Raw genomic sequence first — 22,616 nt, 5'->3', positions numbered from 1 at the left:
TTTCTCGTTTTATAAAACAATGGTTTTTGTCTGGTTAGAGCCAGCTGAATAGCTTACCGTTAAAACACCTCCCGTTTTAAGATTTTCCCATTTCCAGCTTTCTTCTTTTAAATCTGAATTCTCTTTTATTTTGCGGTCACCAAATAATATTTCAGAAGGTTTTTTTTGAAGTCTGAATTTTTCTGTTGATGGTCCGTCGAAGGTGGTATAGACAATTTTGTTGCCTTCGTAACTAATTTGTTGAATCACTGACGAAGACCTTAACAAATGGTTTTCATCAGCAGGAGCCCATTCTGGTACCGCAGCCAAAACATCAATAAAATGACGGACATAATCGCTGTAGCCATCCGAAAACCACGAGGCCAGATAATCAGGTCCTACGGCTACCACACCATTGTCGTAAGTCATATATGTGGCTGTGTTCAGGTAACGAAATGCCTGGTCTTTAAACCACTCGTTGCCAGTTTTTTCGTACCAAAGTGCACAAGCCGATGCGTACCGGGCCGAATGACTTCCCATCGGTCGGTAACACCACAACTGCTCATTCATGGCATCCATTCCTTCAGTTTTAAATGCCGATACTGCATAGTATAAAAGAGCCGGTATATGTATTTCCGGATTCGTGTCATATTCCGGATTAACGGTAAGATATTTAGCCAGTTCTACCGGCGTAATCTGAACACGGTTTGCAAGTTGAGGATCATAATCTACATCTTCAAAATAACCATTCCAAACGAAGGTTCGAAGAGGACCATTTTTCCCAAATAACCAATTCCAGGCAATTTCAGTTGCGTTTTTATAGCCTGTAGATTTTTCTTCTGAAAGATTAATCCATTCTTTAATTCTTATCAGTTCCCTGAATAATTTAACCGGCTCCAAGACATTTGAGCTGTACTGGTCGAATATTTCACCGGTTCGCGCATTTACCCGAAAGGGCCAGGGCGACTTTCCAATCCGTACTTCATAATTTTCGAGATCGGATGTAACAGGCTTGATTTCGCGTATATTTTTTGCCAATGCATCAGCGCACTGAATAGCAGCCTCCAGGTATTTTGTTTCTTTAGTAATCTGGTAAAACTTAAGATAAGCATAGCCCAACTCCCCAACTTTATCCGGCTCAATAGTATTGTAGCCATCTCCCCTTTTCCCATGCCACCAGGTAGCTCCGTAGTATTCTGTTTCAAAAGGATTGGCACTTGCATAAGGAACGTTCGCCCATTTATAATTTTCAGGTGTTGTTCCATGTTCCAACTGATAATCGAGCATTTCACGCACCATTTGAATGTACCGTCTGTCGCCTGTATAAGCATAATATTGAACTGCAAAACTTTCCACAGAACCGGCAAAAACACAGGCCGGATTATGAATCCACCTCCGGGCTTCAAAACTTTTATCCGGAGTCATGTGTGGCCCTTTAAAACAACAGGTAACAAAATACATCGGCAGTCCTGTTTGAGGCTCAATGGGCGTTTCAAGTAAAAACTCTGAAGCAAGTTTAATAACATGATCGTATCCGGCTCCCGGAATTTCTGGTGAAAACCAACTTAATATTTTTCCTGAACCATCGTAAATAACTTTCCGTCCACAAATGGAGTCCGGCTGTTGTGCATTGCCGTAAACACCAATAAGCAGTAACAGTATAAGTATTCTAACTCTATTTCCTTTTTTAAATGTTCTCATTGTTTGTCAAAATCCATCGTACTTAAATAGCCGGGTATGATATCCTATACTTTCCGCTTCCTATTCCTACAACTGAGTCTTTTGAGTCGGTTATATCATATCTTTCCCCATCAAGAGTGTATTCTCCGATACCTTTGGGAATTATAACTTCCGCATCTACTCCCACTGGAATTTCAACTTCCAGCTCCAGTTTATTCTTTACAAACTCCCAGCTTACTGACAATCTCCCGTAAGGTGTTTCCTTCCATGTTTTTGCCCATGTAATACCTTCCGGTACTTGTGGCTGAATTATCACTTTCCGGTAGGCTGAACTCCCATCGGCCTGCCGAATACCTCCCAATGCCTGGTAAAACCACGAACCAATTCCGTTGTAGCAATTATGTATCCGGCTCCGTTCGCCGTTCCAATGTTCCCATGTTGTTGTTGCACCCTTATCGATCATGTGCAAATACCCCGGATAGCCTTTCGTTTTTAGCATGGAGTACATTAAATCGACTTTTTTACTACTGGTTACCCACTCGGTAAAAACAGGGATCCCGACCAATCCGCAGGCAAAATGCCCATTGTATTTTTGTTTGATTGAATTAGCCAAACTAGCAGTAACCGAATCGATTAAATCTTCAGGAACGACATCTGCCAGTAGCGGATATGTCAAATCAATTTGAGAGCCAGTTGCATAAGTGTTTTGTGATGCTTCAAAAAATGTTTGATGTATTTTGGTCTTTAAGTGTTTACTTTTCTGAGCAAACAAATCAGCTTGAACTTCTTCTCCCAACAATTTTGCTATATTTTGCATTTGATCGTAGCAAACTGCAATAAAACAGTTATTCACCACATCAACAGAGGCTTCTGCCGTTTGATTCACACCTTCGGGGCTTGCCCAATCACCCAGGTACCAGCCCCGGTAAGCGGTATCTTCCCACTTTTTCAGCAAACCATTAACCATGTTATCTTCGACAAAGCCAAGCCATTTATTCATCAATGGGTAATATTTCTCCAAAACAGAAACATCTCCGTAATTCAGATAAGTATTCCACGGAGCATTGATAATAAAACCACCCCAATACGGGCCACCACCGGCATCAATCGGGCTAGGGGCTGTGTGGGGCAAATCGCCGTTGGGGCGCATGCAATCGCCCCAGGCCTGAAGCCAGTTGCAGTACAGAGGATGTAACCCGAACATCGTTTGCGCAGTAAGGGTCGATGCGTTGCCATCACCTCCGTATCCCAACCGCTCGAGATGCGGACAATCAACCAAATATCCTCCTAAACTCAGGCAACGCAACGTATAAAAAAGTAAATCGTGAATCCTGTTTATTTCCGGATCGGAACATTGAAAACCCGATACCAATTCAAAATCGCTATGAATAAGGTGCGCCTTAACAGAATTTATATCGGGTGCCTGATTGAGATTTGAAACACGGACATACTGAAAGCCATGGTAATTGAATTTGTTTTTAAACATTTCCTGTCCTTCCCCGGAAGCAACATATTTATCCACCTGTTTTTGGTTAACAATCTCCCCGTTTTCGTCCAAATGGTCTGAATATTCCAGCGTTATTTCCTGAGACTTTTGCAGTTTTGGGAAACTTATTTCAAACCATCCGGTGAGGTTTTTTCCCATATCAACCAAAAATGCTTTTTCTGACAGTTGCTTAATTTCAACCGGATTTATGGTTTCAGTAATTTTGTTTTGCTCGACCATTTGCGGGCTAACATTATGATCTGGTATGCTTACTTCAGAAGCAGGAAGCCATGCATTTGTCATGTTTTCAGATGATAAACACTCCCCACCATAACGCCCCGATCTCCATCGTCCGATGCGGGTATATTCGCTACTTCTTCCAACCCATGTCGAATCAGTAGCAAGAACAAACTCTCTTTTCGAATCTGAAATTTGTTCTAACTGTGCTTTTACAACAGGGCCGGCATTTGTAACGCCCGGATATCCATCGCTATACCACCCACTTCCCAGCCAAAACATCAGCTCATTTGGCCCTTCTTTAAAAAAAGAAGAAACATCGTAAGTAACTACCAACGATCGTTTATCGAACTGAGAAACTGCGGGAGAAAGAACACTTTCTCCCACTTTCTCACCATTTAAATACACTTCGTGGTATCCCAATGAATTTACATGAAGAAGCATTTTCTTCCCGTCTTTATCGAAATTGAATGATTTTTTTAACTGTGGACATTCACTATCCCCGGCCTTTGAAGGAAAGCCAATATAAGAAGCATGCCAATCAGTTTTACTTAGCAAACCAATGCTAAATTCTGCAACCTGACTCCAGGGCGAAACATTACCTGCATTATCCCACACCCGCACTTTCCAATAGGCTGCGATCCCAGGTTTTAATGGCTTACCTTCATAAGCGACCCAAATACTGGCAGACAAATCTATTTTGCCGGAATCCCATAGGCCTGCATCATTTTTTTTAAGTTTTGATAAATCGTCTGAAACTAGAATCTGAAAAGCTTTTTGTTCAGCTCCTTTTCTGCTACTCGAAATCTGCCAGCTAAAACGAGGTACTGTCGTATCAATGCCCAAAGGATCGACCAGGTTCTCACAACAGAGATTGTCGACAACGATCTGTTCCTTTGGCTCACATCCGGAAATCAATAAAACAGAACACAACTGAAGAAAAATAAACAGGCGCATGGTAAATGTGTTATTTCGGATATTTGATAAGTGAATTGAAATCAACCATTTTATTGTCTTGCTTACCTACTAAGAGGTTCAACGTTTCCCGTCTCGTAAAGTCGAAATATTGGACTTCGAAATGATGAATCCCTTTTTCCAGAGCTACATAATTCTCTTTGCTTATCTCGTAATGAACTCCATCGTTATCTATTATTTCTTTTCCATCAATAATTAAGCGGCTACCGTCATAAGATTCAAGGAAAAAACGATATACATCAGTTTCGGGAACCTCAAAACTTCCTTTAAACCTTACTGCAAAATGATCTTTTGCACGTGGTACAACACCCGTTAGCGTTAACGAATCCAGCGAAAAAGAATTGGTTGGGTTCAATGCATCAAAATCCGGCAGTTCAGTAAAATATCCTTCATAATAATCTGCCCGAACTTCTTTCTTTGCCGATTTTTGTTTAGGCATTTCCGGAAGTTTAACTACTGTTTTTACAGCTTCTCTACTTCCATTGTTTACTCCATTCACCATAGCCGAAATAGTGGTTGTGTTATCAACATTCACTGATTTTTTCTTCGTTACTACCGATTGGTATAACCCTTCGTTCAATCGAAAACTAATAAGTCCCCCTTCATTAATATTCTCAATGGTCACGGTCGTAGAATCGATAAAATATTTATTGGTTGAGCTAATCAATGGAGATAACAGATTAGTCTTTTCTGCCACTTTTTCTTTCTCCCAAAAGTCAAATACCTTACCGGTAGTATCAATGGCTTCTACAAATAACTTTCTCCCCTGTATCCGGACATTCAAAAAGTGATATACGTTTTTAGCTTCCACAGAAAACCAGTTTATGTCGTTTGGAGTATTCCTGAAACTTCCGCCACCTCCCCCGGTAACAATATGAGTCACTCCGTTTTCCAGATCAACATGGTTTTTAAAAATTGGCCAGGTTCTTTCGTAGTTATGCACATGGCCGCTAAGCGTAAGATCCACGCCATAGGTTTCATATAAATTATTTAAATGAAAAAGGTTGGGATCGCCTTTCGTTGGTGTTGCCCTTAGCGAGCTCCGGTACGAGTATTTATCGGAAGTAAACAAAGGATGATGGTGCACAACAATTTTCCAGGGCTCGTCTGTTATTGCCAGTAAATTTTCAAGTTTTCGGTACTGTGCCGATCCGGGAAGAATATCTTTATTTGTATCAACAAAAAACAGCCTTACATCGCCTTTTTTAATCGTATAGAAAGCGTCGTCTTCAGGTAAATTGAAATACTGATAGAGTTTCTCATCATTCATTTCGTGGTTTCCGGCTGCCGGATACAAAGGAGTGTAACGGAGCAATTTGGTTGCCGGATTAAAGAACTCATCTGTCCAGTCATCTTTGTTTGGACCGTACTGAACCAAATCGCCAACATGAACAATAAACTGTGGTCGTTCCTGCTCCATTAGCCCAACAATTTTACCCCAAACAACAGGATTTCCCTGCGTGTCGCCAACTACCGAAAATGATACAGGTGACTGATTGTAGTCTGAAGTGGTGACCTGAGTTACCGGACCTTTTATGGTATCTCCGCTCTGATTAACATTTACCACCTGGTAGAAATAAAGATCATTGGCATTTAAACCTGTTATTGTATGATGATGCAATACTTTGTGTGATCTGTCGCTGCTAATCACTTTAAATTCCGGACTTAAAATATCATAAGTACTTTTTGCAAAATATACCTCCCCCCGGGCAGCCTCAGATGTTTCCCACATAACCTGAAAAGAATTGCTGTTCAGATCGATCAAATAAGGCTCTACAACAAATTCAAACGCTTGTTTTTGTTGTCCAAAAACAGGATTGCCCAACAAGCAACAAATACCAAGGAACAGCTTTACATAAATTAATTTCTTCATATCATAATTTTTAACTCAGGTAGAAATACATTATTCAGTTTTAGAAATAATACCGGATGGATTTCACTCTCGGTTTTCTATTAAATATGACGATCAAAAAACGATCAACACATATTTTAACACCCTAGATAATAAGACTACTTGGACTTTGAACATGTCTGACAAAGGCTTCAGCATATTGTGTACGATATTCCAGTCCCCTAAAAATTTCCATTTGCCCGTGAGATTCCTGATACCATTTTTCTGGTTCTTGACTTTTGTGCTCGTAACAAGCTTTATGCTTTTGATCGATAACCGGAGTAATATCGACATAATCAGTCGGTTTAAAATTTTGCGACTGTCGTCCCGACATCACCTCGTAATAATACATGACCGATTTTTGGCCAAGATTGTACCAGGCATCATAAACCAGAATTGAACAAGCCCTGTGGTCGCGGTGTCGGTCGATTGGCCAGTGATTAAAAACAATATCCGGTTTTTCTTCCTCAAAAAAGTCAGATATAGCTTTGTAATGTTCTTTTGTAACCTCACAATTTCCATCTATCTGTCCCAGAAATCTTGGTTTAGCATTCAAAATTTCACATGCTTCCAACGCCTCTGCTGTCCTTATTTTTGCTGCTTCATCATACGCTACTCCTTTTATCCCAGCCTCTCCTCTTGTTAAATATGCAGAAATCACCTCGTGACCTTCGTTTGCCAGAAGTGCCATGGTGCCTCCACATCCTGTTTCCGGGTCGTCGGGATGCGCACCAAATACGATGATTTTCAGCTTTTGGCGCGGTTCTGTTTTGTTTTGTTGATTTGCTGAACTAAGCACCGGAACTCCCAGCAAAGAGCCAATTGCTGTCGGAACCGCGATCTTCAGCACATTACGGCGAGAAACATTATCCTTCGTTATGCTCATTTGTTTAATTGATTTAATTCATTAACTCACTCTCTGGCATCAAGACAATACTGAACTATATCATTTCTGCCACAGAAACAATAACAAACTAAAAACTAACGGAATATGACTTCCAATAGATAAGATTAAGCTGAGATGAAATAGACTTTCATCCCAACTTAATCCTTTGAACTATATATTCTTAATTACCATTCGGGTTTACGTCCCACCACAATGGAACATTGTCTGAGTCTTCATTGCCGTTCACTAATAACTGAACTGCTTTTTCAACCTCTTCCGATTGAGCTGATTTTTCGCTGTCAGCAAACATAAATCTTGTGAGAATCATTCCTTTTGACAGATCTATTCTTCCATTCGCAGATCTCTTTTTTGCATATATTTGGGGCAGGCGTGTCCGTCTGTATTCAGCCCAGGCTTCAAAGCTGATAGGGAAAAGTGCCAACCACTTTTGAGTAATAATCTGCTCGTATTGTTTATCCTGATCAGCTGAGAATTTAACCGGGATATCCGTCATTGCGGGGTCGTAATACCCAAAATTATTGGGGGCAACAGGCGTATTCATACTGTTTACAAGATTCTGAATAGAATCCTGCGAGATTCCAGTTCCCCTCCATTGCTTAACGGAAACTTCAATACCTTTCTCGTAAAACGACTGAGCAGTACCTCCCATGTTCCATCCTCGCCATGCTCCTTCTGCTTTCAGGAAATAAGTTTCAGCCGAATGCATAATATTAATAGGAACTTCATGGTTATCGTTTTCAAAATAGGTTCCAAAATTTGAGTAGGATTTGAAAAAATTTATTTCACTTTCATTTGCATAGCCGTTGGCCATTCCATGAAAACCTCCTGTATTGGCTTTCAATTCTTCCGGATATCCCGCCATTGAAAAAACAGGATCGTCTTTAACCGGAGAGAAAAATTTCTCCATACGCGGATCAGCATACCCTTTAAGAACGCTTTCCATACTTGAACTCATTACCAATGCATACCAGGGGAGCACACGACAGATTCCATTGCCTCTATTTAGCCCCACAACATTCATAAATGCGTCGTCGTCGTTCGAGTCCATTGTGGCTTCGGCTGCTGCAGCCTCTGCTTCCTGTTTGGCTTTTTGAGGATCAATATTTGAAATTCGCATTGCTAAACGTAAACGCATGGTATTGGCAAGTTTTGTCCATTTCGAAACATCCCCCTCAAAAATCAGGTCACCAGCGCCAAATGCATTTTCCCCCTGATGTGATTTCAGTATATTGACAGCTGTTTTTAAATCCTCGAACATCAGGTAATAAACATCCTTTTGGCTCTCGTATGGAATTGTTTTTTCTCCTGAGCAAGCCTTTGTATAAGGAATTGGTCCCCAAATGTCAGTTAATTGGTGCATAAGAAATACCTTCCAGATTAAAGCAAGCCCATATTCTGCCTGATAACTTTCATCATCCTTTGTCATATTCAGGATTGAGAAGAGTGGAGGAAGCCCCTGGGAATACATCTTTTCAAAACCAGCATCACACCAGCCTTTCCTTAGTTCATTGTGTCCACCATATGAAGATGGTACAGCCATATAGCCACATAAATGTATTGCAGCCGCCGCTGACATACGGACATAGTTATCGGTTGTAAGCCAATTGCTTCCTTCATACTGAGTTTTTGAAAAAAGGGAAGGCAACTGTTCCGGCCCTATCTGCATCACCTCTGTTTTGTCGGTATTGTATTCAGCGAAATTATCGGTACAAGAATATAACATGGTTACTCCCAAGAGAATACCTGCAATTATCACGTATCCATATTTTTTTATCTGATGTATATTTTTCATGTCCTTAAGTTTTAAGTTAATCATTACAAGGTGAATTTAACATTAAATCCAAGCGTTCTTGTTCCCGGCAAGAAAGCGCTTTCTGACCCTTGTCCGTTTGTACCTACGTCATAAGAAACATCCGGGTCAAACCAGTCGCAGCCATTATAGATATAAAACAGGTTTCGTCCAACGGCCGATACTTTTAATGATTTTACAACAGAATTTCTTATGGGGAAATTATACCCTAAAGAAAATTCACGTAAGCGGGAATTGGTAGCATCATGGCTAAACAATTCGCCAGTACCACTATTAATCCTTCCTCCGACAGATTTGTAATAGTCTTCGGCACTGATACGGATATCATTCACACTCCCGTCCTCTTTTACTCCATCAACAATAATTCCGTCTTCTCGCCCAACCAGAGAGGCTTTACTTGTGCCTGCACTTAGCATCATCGCCTCGGTAGCTGACTGTCTTACTCCACCATAGTTCAAATCAATTAAAAATGACATGTGCCAATTTTTATAATTAAAACTATTAATAAGCCCACTTCTCCAATCGTAATTGAAGTTTCCTAAATAAACGTCAGCTTTTCCATGATCGATAAGAGGAATACCGTTGGATCCAACAATAACTTTTCCATCGCCGTTGCGCTCAAAACCATAAGTAAATATTTCGCCAAATGGCCTACCTTCGATAATCCATGTTTCGCCCATTGACAAATTGGGTGATTCAACTTCATACCGGTCCATAAATTCGGTAAGTTCAACCACCTCATTCTTATTCCGAGCAAAATTAAGGCTTACATCCCAGTTAAAATTGTGTGTTTTAACGGGTGTAACATAAAGCATAATTTCAACTCCTGTATTTTGAATATTTCCACAATTTAACCATGCTGAACTATAGCCTGATGTCGGAGGATTGGTAATCCGCACTAACTGGTTATAAGTATTCGATTTATACCAGGTAAGGTCGACTCCTAACCTGTTATCAAAAAATTTCAGGTCGGCCCCGGCTTCCCACGATTTGGTCTTTTCCGGAATAAGTTGTTCAGCAACCTTAGTGCTTTGTGGAGTAATCATTCCTAACGGACCACTGGAATCACTGTTATATGCCTGGAATATACTGGCAAATCCGGCATCATTACCTACTTCAGCATATGAGCCACGTAACTTAACAAACGTAATTGCATCGGGTAATTTAACCATGTCACTAATAATCCCCGACAGCCCAACTGACGGGTAAAAATAATCATGAGGTTCCGGCAAAGTTGAACTCCAGTCTTTTCGTGCCGTTACATCCAGAAACAAATAATTTCGGAAACTGAACTGTCCCATCCCGTAAACAGATTGTTTTTGAATCCGTGTTTCAAGATCCTCGGTAATGACATTTTTTGCAAAGTTCAAAGCAAACTTATTCATCATCGAGAGGCCTCTTGCTTCTGCCCACTGACCTCTTCGTTGCATATCTTTAACCTCTGCCCCCAGATTAAATCCAACCCGGAAATCTTTATTAAGCTCTTTATCAAATGCCAATAAAATATCACTATTCAGGTTCTGAATTTTATCAAATGAAGTTTTATAATTTCCGAAGCCTGAATAAATATACGGCGTCCCCCAATATGTTCTTTCTTCGTTGTCTGAATTAGATATATTCATTCCACCACGAACTTGTAAAAACAAATTCTCGGAAAAATTGTAGCGCAAACTCAAAAAACTATTTACTCTGTTAAGCGTACTAGGCAGTTCAAAACCTTCCATCGCCCAATACGGATTAATATTATCTGTTGATTCCGGTGCCCAGGTATTTTGAGTAAGTTCTCCCTTGTCGTTTAAATATGAGCCATTTTCAATGTCGGCAGTCCTCATACTTCGGGGCATTTTAACCAATTGCCACATAGGACTAAAAAGATTATCTCCTGAAGTAGGTTGATCTTTTACTGTTTGGCGGAAGTGGGTAATTTTAAAATCCAGGTTCAGGTTTTCCAATAACTCTGCAGTAAGTCGTAAATTTAAATTGTGTCTTACCATTTTATTGTCTTCCAATACTCCCCTCGCCGTAGTATTGCTGTATGAAAAATACGAAGAAGACTTTTCGGAACCGGCACTGTATGAAAAACTATTTGTAAGGTTATACCCTACTGAAAAAAGATCTTTAACATTATCAGGCTGAGGGGTTAACGCTACGGTTTCCCCTTTCCAGTTTTGAACACTTTGCCCTGTCATTTTTGGGCCCCAACTTGTATTGGCAGCTGTGGCCTGATAAATTCCGCCGGCACCTTGCGCATACTCATTCTGAAACTCAGGATATAGATACGGCAGGTCAAAATTGGTAACAGAATTTACAGTAATTCTGGGCTTACCTTTTACTCCTCTTTTTGTCGTAATCACGATAACACCATTGTTCGCACTTGAACCATATAAAGCTGAAGCAGCAGGGCCTTTCAGCACATTCATACTTTGAATGTCATCAGCGTTAATACTGGATAAATTATCTAACGGCGGCCTGGGTTGGCCTTGCATATTAGGGGCAATACTCTCGGCAAAAGCCTGGGGTATCCCGTCAATTACAATAAGAGGTTGGTTATTATTTTGTATTGATCGATCACCACGGATGATAATACGTGGGTCGCCGGAAACGCCGCTTGCACCAGAAGAAGAAGTAATTGAAACTCCCGCAACCTTTCCTGCCAATGCATTACCAAGGCTAAGGTCTTTGATAGTCGTCATCCCTTCCATATCAACCTCTTGCGTTGAATAGGTTAGGGTTTTCTTTTTCTTTTCAATCCCCAAGGCAGTAACAACAACTTCTTCTATCGATTTTGAATCCTCGTATAAGGTTACGTTAATTGTATTTTGCTCCCCAATCAACACTTCCTTTACTTCGAAACCAATGTAGGAGAACTGAAGAATTGCCTGGTCATTTGGAACAGAGATTTGATATTCTCCATCAACATTAGTCACACTTCCCTGCAGCGTTCCTTTAATTATTACATTCACTCCAACCAGGGGCTGGTTATCCTTGTCAACGACTTTTCCAATAATGATCCTTTCCTGATCTGCTGAAATCACAATCAGATTGTTTCTCAGATGGCTGTAAGTTAAGCCTTGTTCTGGCAGGACATTGGTTAAAATCTCGTCAACAGAAGCGTTCTTTATGTTAATGCTGACGCGTTTCCCTTCAATATTTTCGTAACGATAAAGGAATTTCACGGAAGTTTGTTTTTCAACGGCAGACAGAAATTCTTCCAGCGGAGCATTGTTTATTTCAACACTCTCTACTACGTCCTGTGAAATTCCTGCAAGTGCGTGAAAGACACAGAATAGTGTAAATATTACAGTTAATTTCATAATCAACCACGCTTTTTTAAAGAGAGAAAAAAACAATCCTCTCTCTTGTAAATGAATATTTTTTTTCATAAGATTGAAATGTGTAAATGATTTTAAGTCGAATGATTTTTCACAAATTCAGGGACGAGGAATACCGCCATATTTTTCGTCCCTTTTTTGATTAGCTTAATGGTTTATCTGCATAGGCAAATCTGTTTATTAGTTAGATATCACAAATTGTTTAAATAATGCTTTAGTTTCGTTTAATGATCACTGTCTTCTTTTTTATTGAATAGTCAAACCTGGCAGCCTGCTGCAGCGCATACATTGCCTGGTCAAATGTTTCCTCATCAAATGTCCCGGTAAACCGGTAATCCAGTATTTCACTGTCTTTTACGATAATATTTACACCATACCAACGCTCCAGCTTGACTTTCACATCACGGAACGATTCTTTGTTAAAAATCAATTTATCTTCTTTCCATGAAACTTCCGGTTCAGTATCTTGCAGTGTTATTACCTGAGCCTCCTTTATCTTTATCCCTGGAACAGCTTGGCTTCCTGCTTTTTCATCTAAATTTTTCTCAGTAGCTTCAAACACTTCATGCATGCTTTTGTCTTTTAACAAAACCAACTTTTGCCCGGGTTTCAGTACCAAGTTGCTTTCATCTTCTTGGTCCGACTTCAGCCCCAGAATTTCAATAGCTCCTTCAATCAATGTGGTTTCAATGCTGTTTTCATCGCCATAAGCTTTGACATTAAACTGAGTTCCAAGAACCTTTATATTCATTCCGTTCGTATTCACGAAAAAAGGTTTTTGTTCATTCTTCGACACATCAAAAAAAGCTTCTCCGGTAAGAAATACCTCCCGCTGATTTTCCTGAAAATTTGTTGGATATTTTAATGTTGCACCTGCGTTTAACCAGATTTTTGTACTATCAGCCAGTACTATATATGATTTCGACCCTTTGGGCACACTGATTTCATGATATTGCTCAACCTGCACTAAAGGTTGTACCTCTGGGGTCTTCCCCGAACGTGTGATAACGTACCATTGAATTACGCAGGCCACAATACAGGCTGCAGCATATTTTAAAGTAGTAATTGTAAACTGCCTTAATTTAGAAGAAGATTTGCGTCCGGAAGGCAGAGATTTAAGGTTAATATTTTCATGTATTTTTTCCAGCATAGCTTTTGATGAAATATTTAGCTGGCTATAATCGATATTCTCCCAATTATCCTTTAACCAAGCCTCAACAAGCTCTTTATCGCTCTCGTTGTTAAGCAAAGCAGCAAGCTTTTCTTTTTCATTGCTGACAGCCTGATTTGAAAGTAATTTCTCTAACAGTTCTACTATTGTTTTCTTCCTTTCCATATTATAGAATTCGAGGTATGATTGTATCAGAAAGACTTTCAGGAAAAATCCTTTAAAATTTAATGATCCGTCCCTTTTGCAGTGTCAAATAACTAATCATACACTAATTAATACTGGCTAATTTTATTTTTCCGTGAAGCTAAATTTGATAAATATGTATTTTGATTTAAAAAATGTTTAAGAGGAACATTGTAAACACCTTAAAATACTTCGGAAGTTCTTTACGCAAATAGTTTAAAGCATTGCGGATTTGAGTATCAACAGTATTCTCCGAAATATTCAATTTTTCAGCTATTTGTCTGTAAGTCAACCCATCATCTCTGTTCAACAAAAAAATATGCCGTCTTCTTTCCGGCATTTCATTAATGAGCGAATAAATGGTTTCAATTCGTTTTTTTGATTCCAAATTATCTTCATTATCCTCTACATCAGTAAAAATATAATCATTGTGGTAAGCGAGTAAAGCTCTTTTCTTTAGCAGGTCATAAGCTTCATTCTGGGCAATTGTAAACAAATAACTATTAAAAGATTTCTCAACATCGATTCCCTCTTTTCGTTCCCATATTTTTACAAATATTTTTTGCACCATATCTTCTGCGTCATGCCAGTTATCACACATCTTGTACAAAAACGCAAAAAGTCTTTTATGGTATTTATAGTAAAGGGCATCAAAAGCGTCAATCTTGCCCGACTTTAATGCCAGGCAGAGTTCTTTGTCAGTTAAGTTAGTCATAAGTAAAAAAAATGAACGATGATGCTGTAACAATCAGAAAAGCTCTTCTTGAAAATAATCGTAATATGAAGATCGAAAATCTACCATAACCATAGTTTCATAGGAATATAGTGTACTCAAACTTAGAAAAATTTCTTTTAACAAAAAGTCCTGACTAACTTAATTTTTAGTAGACACGGGTCTGAGTTACGGATTATATCCTCCCTGATTTCACATATTTAGCGTATAACTGAGTATCTTTGGGGGCAAATAAAAACCGACAAGTTTCCTCCTGTCCAGCACTCGAAAAATGAAGAATATTCTACCCTCGATAACAAAAAATTGCATACCGAAGCATTCTATCTTGAAAAAGATATTTAATATACCTTCGATATCCTTTTACTGACTAATCTTCAAATGGAATGCTACCGACATAAAGCTAATAATCAATTACAAACAGTATGAAAATCTCGAATAAAACAAAACATTAACAAGTATTACTTTGCTCCACAGAACACAATAAAGAAAGCGCTTAAAACAAATGTTCTAAGCGCTTTTTTTATGCTAAGCCAAATCTCATAAACAGTCAAACATTGGCTTTATAATCAGACATTAAAACCGAAAGCATTAATTCCAGCCCGGATTCTGTCCTAAATTTGGGTTCATCACCAAATCGTTGGCCGGAATCGGATAAAAATAAAGCTTGTTATGCCAGGTTCTTTTCTGGTCTTTCATAAAAACCAGGGTATGTCCGTCGTCGGCAATCTGTGAATTGTTATTCGCTCCGTTGGAGAGTTTTTCACCCACATAGAGATAATAAACCCCGGGAACCTTATCGCTTGGATTTAATTGTTTTGTAAAGCAAACATCCAGTTTTCCATCGTCGTTCATATCATAGGGAACTTCAAATTCAGGAATATAAATGCCTTCCCAATCTTTTGTTAGTTGCTCTCCTATTCCCCAGCGACAGACGTCCGACCATTCAAATCCTTCAAAAGAAAGCTCAATACCTCTTTCTCTCCGGATTTCCAGGATTTCAGGATTTGTTATTCCGGGGAAAAATTCGCCCTGCAAATACGGATCTACCGTTTTGGGTTTTGTTGTAAGCCCGCCTGTTATCCCTGCCCGGGCACGCAAAGCACCAACTGTTTTAGCCCAATCACCGTCGGTAAGTGTTCCCAGTTCGGCTTTGGCCTCGGCATAGTTTAGCAGCACTTCTGCATAGCGAAACAGGATAACATTGTTATCACAAACATCTACATTATCGTACTGGGTATCATCCAGCGTAAATTTGCTGGTTTGGTAGCCGGTAATCGCATATGCATAATCCGGAGCCGTGGGAACAACTGCCCCTCCTGATACTCGCGTAAAACCGGGAGTACGAATCGTCTGAGACAAACGATAATCACGGTTTTCACATTCTTCCACAAAGGATTTAGAAGCATAACCGGCATCGTTTGTAAAAGGTGTGCCATCCAGTTTGAGATAGGTATGAACAAAAGGACGCACCAAACTGGGGCAAGATCCAAACGTTACTGATGTCCATTGCCGGTTGCCCGAATGAACTACTCCCAAATCACTATCAAATGTCACGGCATAAAGCACCTCAGAAGAAAGAGGAGTTTTTGCGACAAATAAAGCCCGGTAAGAATTCTCAACTCCACCACCGGTATAAAGTGAGTAACCTTCATCCATTACAATTTGTGCAGCATCGGCCGCTTCCTGAAGCCACTGATTGGCAGTTGACTGCAAACCCTCTTCGCTATGGTATTTCCGGTAGGTTCCTTCCCAAAGGCAAACCCTGGATTTCAGGGCAGCAGCCACCGTTTTGGTGATTGTTGAGCAGGTAGCATCTCTCTCGTTACTGATATGCGCAATCGCAAAATTCAGGTCGGCTTTGATGGAATCTGCAATCAGCGCACGGGGATCCCTTGCACTGTAAAGCAAGGGGTCATTCACATCCAGCGGATGGCCTACCCAGGGAAGATCACCAAAGCGTTTCATCATATCGAAGTAGAAATAAGCCCTGAAAAAGCGGGCTATCCCCAGGTAATTATTTCGCGTAGCAACAGGTACTGATTCGTTGTCGCAATTGGCAATAAAATAGTTGATATTGCGTAATGTCCGCCAATTCCAGCCACTACTCTCCTGCGAACTAAAACCATTCTCTGTCAGGTATTTGATCACCGAGTTTACAGCAATGTAATATGAATTGGTATAAAGGGTTGTCCGGGTCGGTAAAACCTCGTAAAAGGAGTTGGTGTACATTTCAAGTCCCGTTTCACTTCCAAATACAGGTTCTACGGAGATCTGTGCCTCAGGAATTTCTTCCATATTGCATGCCCACAAAACAGCACAGGCTATGATTGTATATAGTATTTTTTTCATGTGTTTAAATTTAGAATGTTAATGATAATCCTAAACTGATACCTTTTAGCACAGGATAATTATACGCTTGTCCGCCATTGCTTATGATCGAATTCTTACCTCCATCATTCGCAGCCGATTTGGCCTCTCTGTCTTCTCCGTAAATATTGGCAACATCAAAGTTTTTGGTACGCTTGTACAACGGAGACCAGCACCAGAGATTTTCAGCAGAAAGATAGAGCCGGGCAGCCTGCATACCCACAGGAGCAATCAGGTCTTTGGGTAAACTATATCCGATCTGAAGATTTTTCAAACGGATGTAAGCCACGTTTTGCAAATAGCGTGTTTGAACCACCGAAAGCTCACGTGTACCTTGCAGAGCAACATATCCTCTGTAGCGCGGGAAATAAGTATTGGGATTATCTTCAGACCAGATTTCGCCCAACATTGATTTTGGAATATTGTTATACGGGCGGTTATATTGCCCCCAGAACAATGCATTATCGGTTCCCGGCCACCAATCCTGCTTACCTACTCCCTGAAAAAATGCCGAAACAAAAATGCCTTTCCAGTCGGCTCCCAGATTCAAACTGTAGGTATAGCGCGGGGTAGAGTTCCCAATTATTTTTCTATCGCCCGGGTCCTTAACTTTGTTGGTACCGTAACTAATTACATCATCATCGTTCAGATTTTTAAACTTTATATCGCCCGGCAGCCATTTGCCTGAGTTGGATGCAAAATAAAGACTTTGCGACGCATGGTTTGCAACGTCCTCTTCGGAAGTAAAAAACCCTTCGGTTACATATCCCCATATCTCACCAATGGTCATTCCTTCATAGTAGTTTGTGCGGGCATCGTTGTAATTACCAAGGTTTTTCTCCGGGTTATTGTACTTATCTATTTTCGATGTATGATCGGCCATTGTGAACCGTACATCGTAATTTAACGGACTTCCGGCAACAACAAATTTATCGCGCCAGGAAAGCGACAATTCCCAACCTTTGGTAGTCATATCAGCATAGTTTCCATAAGGAACTGTAGCCCCAAACAAGGCAGGAAGTTCAGGCCCCACGGTAAACATATCAACCGTTTTGCGAATATACCCATCGCCCGAAAAACGCAGACGTCCATTTATGGCTCCCAAATCCAAGCCAACATTAGCCATGGTAACTGTTTCCCAAGTCAGTCCGTCGGGGATAATCGATGGAGAGGAGGTTTGCTGATTCAATATACCGTTCATGAGGTGGCTCATCTGCGAAATTGAAAACAATTCGCGGTAAGCATAAGAAGCCACATTCCCGTTGCCCAGTGAACCGTAAGAAACACGAAACTTCATATCGGTAAGAAGCTTTTTGTTAACCTTCCAGAAAGGCTCTTCCGAAATGCGCCAACCCGCTGAAACCGATGGGAAAAACGCCCATTGCTGATCGGTCGGGAATTTGGTAGACCCATCCAAACGACCGTTCACTTCCAGCAAATAACGATCTTTGAAAGCGTAATTTACCCTGAAGAAACCACCGGCAATACGCCATTTCTCATAATCGGATGCAATTTCAATTCCGTTTCCATTGGCAAGATTCAGGTTGTTGGCATCTTCAAAGATCAGCCCGTTTCGCTTGGTACGCACGTAGTCATAAACCGATTGTTCATAATTATACCCCACCATCGCTTTCAGGTAATGAGCCGCATTCCAGGTCTTCTCGTATTCCATGTAAACATTGGTAGCCAAATATTTGGAAGTAGAAGTTGCTTTACTAAAATCATTGGTAGATGACCCAAGATAAGCGGTTACCCCCTGAATGGAACTGTACGGAACCTGAACCCTGCGTCTTTTTTCTTCTCTATCGGTATTTGCAAAGGTAATATCCCCGTTGATTCGCAAGGTGTTGTCGAAAAACGTAGTTTTAAAAGAAGTCGTATTCCGTAATACTCTTTTTTCGGTATCCGATCCATTTTTGCCATACCATAAATCTCCCACACTGTAGGCAGCGGCCATTGTTAAGCTTCCATCCGGATTAAACATGGGGCTCATCGGTTCTGCCTCGCTTTCCAGTCCGTACCAAACGTTTCCATCAGCTACTGTAAGCGGATTATGATAGTTCATTTGAGAAAACTCCATATTGTTTTCCACTGTCAACCATTTGTATAGCTGGCCAGACCCTTTGGAGCGCATATTATACATTTTGTAATCGTCGCTGTTGTAGTTGAATATGCCGCCCTGGTCATAATACCGTCCTGAAGCCATGAAATCGAATTTTTCACCTCCTCCCTGCATGGTTACATTATGTTCTGTTGCAAAAGTATGATCCTTGTACAACAGGTCGTACCAATCAGTATTTGCATAATACTGATATGCACCGTTGCTGCCAACCTCCACTTCAGGAAGCCCCGAGCCCGGCCGGTGATTAGCCATATTATCGTACCACTCCTGCGAATATTTTACTGCCTTGTGAAAAGAAGAAGGCGTACGGGCATAGTCGTAATAAGCCGAATAAGCCTCAACAAAACGGGTCGCATAATCATAGGCATCGGTCACCATATCAGGTACCACTGTAGGCGATTTTACAGAAAAATTACCGCTATACGTAACGGATGTTCTGTGTTTATCGGTTCTTTTTGTGGTGATGAGCACCACTCCAAAAGCGCCTCTTGCCCCGTATATCGCAGCTGATGCCGCATCTTTCAGTACAGAAACACTGGCAATGTCGTTTGGATTCAACATAGCCGGGTCGCCTTCTACCCCATCAATCAAAACCAATGCGCTTCCACCTTGTCCGATAGAAGTGGTTCCCCGAATATTAAACTGAGCCGAACGCATTGGTTTTCCGTCAGTAAGAGATATGTTGAGGTTGGGAACAGCACCCTGTAAACCCTGCGTAGCATTGGCCAAAGGCCGGTTGTCCAATACTTCACTGGTTACCTGCTCCACTGCCCCGGTCAGGTTTACCCGCTTTTGCGTACCGTAACCAATGGCAACTACTTCTTCCAGCCCGATAGATTCTTCCTCCATCGTAACCGTAATATTTGCTTTACCTGCAAATGGTATCTCCTGGGTTCGCATGCCTACAAACGAAAATACAAGTATCGCATCATCAGGGATATCCGCCAATTCATATTCCCCGTCGGGATTGGTAATTGTTCCGCGGGTTGTGTTTTTTACCGTTACCGTAACTCCCGGCATTGGTTGCCCGCCCGAATCACTTACTTTTCCACGTACAACATTTTCCTGCGGAAGCAAGGTTTCACTTTCTTCCAACATATCTTTTGATGAAAGAACAATGATCCGGTCTTTAACGACATGTTTCACATTGGTTCCTGCAAACAAAATGTTCAACGTAGATTTTATGTCCTGATTATCAATATCAACAGAAACTTTTCGGTCGACATCTATCATCTTTTCACTATAAAGAAAATAGAACTCGCTTTGCTCTTCAATCTCTGTAAGAACATCTTTTATAGAAGCTTGATCCATCTCTAAGCTTAGCCGTTTAGTTTGCGAATAGGTTTCTCCGGCAATAACACTTAGCGCTGAAACCAGAAGAAAAAATACAGTTAGTCTCATTATCTTCAACAGTTTTAGTGCTTGGGAGTTAAGAACTTCCCAAACCGAATCTAATTCATTTTTTTTCATACTTTTGACGTGATTTAAGTTTAGAAACTTCCCTTTGGCGAGGGATTTTTTAATGCTTGGCAGGACAGTGTTGGCGCATTGTCCTGCTTTTTTTAGAGAAGATTTTACATAGGCAATTATGTTAGGTTTATAAGCTTTATTTTCTTTCGTTGAATCCTATTGTCACTTTCTGTTTTATAAAAGTTCCGTCAGGCAATTCTTTCCGGGGGTGGATCGTATAACTGATCGGGGTCGCAATCTGAAGCAACTCCAGCACTTGTGGCAGTGTTTCATCAATAAAAGTAGCCGTGTAGGTAAACTGCTTAACCCGCTTGTCAGTAAGTTCAATATCTACGTTGTACCACCGACTCAAACGATGAGCGATTTCTTCGATGCTTTCATTTTTAAAAATCAGTTTTCCTTCCCGCCAGGCAATGTACTTATCAATATCGCCATGATGGGAATACACCTTATCTGTTATCCGATTATAACTAATCTGTTCATTGGGCTCCATTTCACCAATAAACTGTGTTTCCCCTGATTTCAGAACTTTCTCAACTGCGACCTTCCCCTCCACCAATGTTGCTTCCGTGCTGATTTCATCGGGATAAGCAAACACATTAAATTCGGTTCCGAGTGCAGTAATGTTCAGATTTCTGGTTTTAACCCTGAATGGCCGTTTCTCGTCATGAGCCACAACAAAATAAGCCTCCCCGCTTAAAAAAATATCTCTTTTATTGTCCATGAAGCGCAACGGGTAACGCAGCTTACTTCCATTATTCAAGAATACCTGAGAACCATCAGAAAGAACAAAATTTGTTTTTGATCCAATGGGGGCAATAATTTCAAGCGTGTCGTTTTGCATGGCAACCAGCGAACTGATTTCAAAATTATGCCGCGAGAAAGTGTACAGCAAAAATGCCAACATCGGGAGCATGGCTATGGCAGCTACCTGTGTAATCCGGTTAAGCACTTTTTTTCGCTGCATTTTGCGAACAAAAGAGGCATGTTCGATATTGATGTTATGGTGAATTTTGTCGAGCAAACGATTAAAACGTTCATTTGCATTCTGGCTTGAAACAACCCCGTCCGTATTTTTCCACTCGCTGTACAACTCCTGTTCGGCTGTACCGCTCCATTCTTTCGACTTCACCCAGGCAATCACTTCTTTCAACTCTTCAGAAGTGCATTGATCATTTAAATACTTGTGTAATAATTCTTTTCTCATCTTGCTCAAAAGGTCCTCCACCGGCCAAAGGGCACATCCGCCTAAGCTAAATGGTGCCATCTTTGGACTTATTTTAAAAGTGATACGCTTAAGAGAAGAAATACCCCTATTCGGAATCCGAATTTTTTAACAAATAAACAAACTAATGAATAATGAATTCGCAACCAGCGACTTTCCCAGGTTATCTTTCATAAACCGAAGAGCCTTGGTCATGTGAATTTCTACCGTATTGACCGAAATATCAAGCCTCCCGGCGATCTCTTTGTAGGTAAGTTTTTCGTCCCTGCTTAGCAAAAATACTTCCCGTTGCCGTGGACTCAACTGTTCCAGAAGGCGAAGATAACGCCCCTGAATTTCCTGGAAAGTTAATTCATCGATGATGTCCTCTGCCTCGGCAATACGTTGTAAACCAGCCAGGTGATTCAGGTATTTTTGCTCATGCACGCGTTTCCGGAGCATACTCATGGTATGGTTATAGGCTATGGTAAACACGAAAGAATCGAAAGAAGTGTGCAGATCTATCTTATCTCTTGACCGCCATAGTTTTAAAAAAACTTCCTGAACTATCTCTTCTGCATCCTGCTCCTGTTTTATCAACTTTAAAACAAAGCAGAAGAGTCGGTTACTATAACGTAAATAAATTTCGTCGAAAGCAAGCAGATCACCTTCTTTCAAACGATTAATTGTCTTAAAATTATGTTCGCTATATTCCCTCAATTCAGTCACACATTTGTTTAAACCACAAAAATGTCGAATTAAAGATACATTCCCTTGTTACTACGTTTGTACAACTTCCATCCCGGCCTACTTAAGCCATACATTAACAGAATCAAAGGAATCATTCTATTTCTCGCGGGTTCGACCTTCACGAAAATACAGATTTCTTTTTAATCAGTGATTTCTTCGTCTTTGAATATTTATGTTTTTTTGGGGACAATAATCATGGTGACAGGGGTGATAAAATTTCTGTGAGACTGCCAATGAGAAGCATTAAAAGACGTTTGATAGTGAAGGATTTGATTCTTGAAAATGCACGAACCAAATCCTTCACTCCAGGTAAAACGTC

General features: G+C 40.5%; 12 protein-coding genes. All 12 read right to left on the bottom strand.

Annotated features, from left to right (window positions below; translation table 11 throughout):
• Window positions 1-9: 9 nt before the first annotated feature.
• The gene (locus tag D1614_RS00920; protein WP_119436000.1) at window positions 10-1,680 is read right to left on the bottom strand and encodes a hypothetical protein; all 1,671 of its coding nucleotides are present in this window, start codon (window positions 1,678-1,680) and stop codon (window positions 10-12) included.
• A gap of 22 nt (window positions 1,681-1,702) precedes the next feature.
• Window positions 1,703-4,339 (bottom strand): alpha-L-rhamnosidase, encoded by a 2,637-nt coding sequence (locus D1614_RS00915; RefSeq protein ID WP_119435999.1) that lies wholly within the window; start codon window positions 4,337-4,339, stop codon window positions 1,703-1,705.
• Between the two features lie 10 nt (window positions 4,340-4,349).
• Window positions 4,350-6,230 (bottom strand): metallophosphoesterase, encoded by a 1,881-nt coding sequence (locus D1614_RS00910; protein WP_119435998.1) that lies wholly within the window; start codon window positions 6,228-6,230, stop codon window positions 4,350-4,352.
• Window positions 6,231-6,354: 124 nt separating this feature from the next.
• Window positions 6,355-7,134: a PIG-L deacetylase family protein gene (locus D1614_RS00905; RefSeq protein WP_119435997.1), complete on the bottom strand. Its 780-nt coding sequence runs from the start codon at window positions 7,132-7,134 to the stop codon at window positions 6,355-6,357.
• A 181-nt stretch (window positions 7,135-7,315) separates the two neighbouring features.
• Entirely contained in the window at window positions 7,316-8,971 is a 1,656-nt protein-coding gene (locus D1614_RS00900; RefSeq protein WP_119435996.1) for a SusD/RagB family nutrient-binding outer membrane lipoprotein, read from the bottom strand.
• Window positions 8,971-12,348 carry a SusC/RagA family TonB-linked outer membrane protein gene (locus D1614_RS00895; protein WP_119435995.1) on the bottom strand — a complete coding sequence of 1,126 codons (3,378 nt, stop codon included), beginning with the start codon at window positions 12,346-12,348 and terminating at the stop codon, window positions 8,971-8,973. The genes D1614_RS00900 and D1614_RS00895 overlap by 1 nt, the downstream gene beginning before the upstream one ends.
• Window positions 12,349-12,511: 163 nt before the next feature.
• Window positions 12,512-13,633 (bottom strand): FecR family protein, encoded by a 1,122-nt coding sequence (locus D1614_RS00890; RefSeq protein WP_119435994.1) that lies wholly within the window; start codon window positions 13,631-13,633, stop codon window positions 12,512-12,514.
• Between the two features lie 166 nt (window positions 13,634-13,799).
• On the bottom strand, window positions 13,800-14,399 hold the full coding sequence (locus D1614_RS00885; protein ID WP_162304367.1) for an RNA polymerase sigma factor: 600 nt from the start codon (window positions 14,397-14,399) through the stop codon (window positions 13,800-13,802).
• A gap of 573 nt (window positions 14,400-14,972) precedes the next feature.
• A complete protein-coding gene (locus D1614_RS00880) occupies window positions 14,973-16,733 on the bottom strand; it encodes a RagB/SusD family nutrient uptake outer membrane protein (protein WP_119435992.1) in 1,761 nt (586 codons plus the stop codon).
• A 10-nt stretch (window positions 16,734-16,743) separates the two neighbouring features.
• Complete coding sequence (locus D1614_RS00875; protein ID WP_119436341.1) at window positions 16,744-20,274, bottom strand: TonB-dependent receptor; 3,531 nt, start codon at window positions 20,272-20,274, stop codon at window positions 16,744-16,746.
• A 205-nt stretch (window positions 20,275-20,479) separates the two neighbouring features.
• Window positions 20,480-21,610 (bottom strand): FecR family protein, encoded by a 1,131-nt coding sequence (locus D1614_RS00870; RefSeq protein WP_119435991.1) that lies wholly within the window; start codon window positions 21,608-21,610, stop codon window positions 20,480-20,482.
• Between the two features lie 66 nt (window positions 21,611-21,676).
• Window positions 21,677-22,276: an RNA polymerase sigma-70 factor gene (locus tag D1614_RS00865; RefSeq protein WP_162304366.1), complete on the bottom strand. Its 600-nt coding sequence runs from the start codon at window positions 22,274-22,276 to the stop codon at window positions 21,677-21,679.
• Between the last annotated feature and the right edge of the window lie 340 nt (window positions 22,277-22,616).

Source organism: Maribellus luteus (genome assembly GCF_003576475.1).
In the GTDB taxonomy this organism is placed as follows: Bacteria; Bacteroidota; Bacteroidia; order Bacteroidales; family Prolixibacteraceae; genus Draconibacterium; species Draconibacterium luteum.
Note: the sequence above shows the minus strand (reverse complement) of the source record. Positions and strands in the feature narration are given on the sequence as shown.